The sequence below is a fragment of the Falsiroseomonas sp. genome (assembly GCF_030695085.1).
Classification (GTDB): Bacteria; Pseudomonadota; Alphaproteobacteria; order Acetobacterales; family Acetobacteraceae; genus Falsiroseomonas.
The window spans coordinates 1-1,016 of the sequence record NZ_JAUYTS010000028.1; the positions used below are offsets into that span (position 1 = coordinate 1).

General features: G+C 71.2%; 2 protein-coding genes. Both read right to left on the reverse strand.

The annotated features are described in order from the left end of the window. Positions 1 to 325, reverse strand: a 325-nt coding sequence (locus tag Q8S40_RS02990; RefSeq protein WP_371136792.1) for a hypothetical protein, incomplete at its 3' end; no start/stop codon positions are given. Continuing rightward, positions 297 to 1,016, reverse strand: a 720-nt coding sequence (locus Q8S40_RS02995) for a glycosyltransferase (RefSeq protein ID WP_305669231.1), incomplete at its 5' end; no start/stop codon positions are given. The genes Q8S40_RS02995 and Q8S40_RS02990, both read right to left, overlap by 29 nt.

Here is a 1,016-nt window from a genome sequence, read left to right on the forward strand (position 1 = left end):
GTTCCGGGAAGAAGGCGAGGTGGCGGAACGGCGTGAACCGGCTGGTAAAGCGTACATCGCGCCAGGCCAGCGGGAAGGTGTCGATCGGGCTTCCGGCGAAGCGCCAGCGGCCGCTCTCGTCCTCGTCGGTGGGATCGAACACTGCGTCGGCGGCGTCGAAGGCGGCCGGGTCGCGCGGCGACCAGAAGCATTGGGGCTCGGGCCGCACGACCGTGTGGCGGCCGTAGCGCTCGAGTTTACGGCCGCCGCCGCTATCCAGCAGGGCGTAGTCGGCCCAGGCGCGGGTCACGAGGGTTTCAGGCGACGGGTTCAGGCGCGGCGGCATGGCCCGCTGATAGGCGGAGAGGCGCGGCCGCGTCCAGCCTGTCGTCGATTTCGACCTGGACCGCGGGCGGAGCCCCGACGTCCCGGCGATGGGGCGTCTTGTCCCAGGCGAAGGGATCCAGCACCAGACGCCAGGCCGCATGGGCGAAGGCGAGGCTGAGCAGCGCCCAATAGGCCGGGGCCGTGATCATGTCGATCAGACTGTAGCGAACGCCCGCGCGCCGGGCCCCGATGGCGCAGGACAGCCAGGCCGAGGCGGCGCCCAGCATCAGCACGCTGAGCGCCAGCAAGGGCGTCCCTGGCGATAGACCCGCCATGGCCGCGACCAGGACCGCCGCCGCGACCCAGGCCAGGCTCAGGCCGTGGATCGCCGCCGAGACCAGACCGGCGCCCACGGTCAGGACGAGCGCCATTATCCCGCGCCACCCAAGCCGCCACGGCCGGCGGGTGTGCACGCCCCAGGTCTGCAGGTAGCCTTTCAGCCACCGGGTCCTCTGCGGCAGCCAGGTCGCAAGGCTGGCCGGCGGCGTCTCCCAGGTCGGAGATGAAATCACCCCCAATCGCCAGCCCTGGCTCCAGAGGCGAAAGCCAAGATCGGCGTCCTCGGTGACATTCCAGGCGTCCCAGCCGCCCACCGTGCGGAGCACATCGACGCGGAAATGATTGCTGGTGCCGCCGAGCGGGAAGGGCAA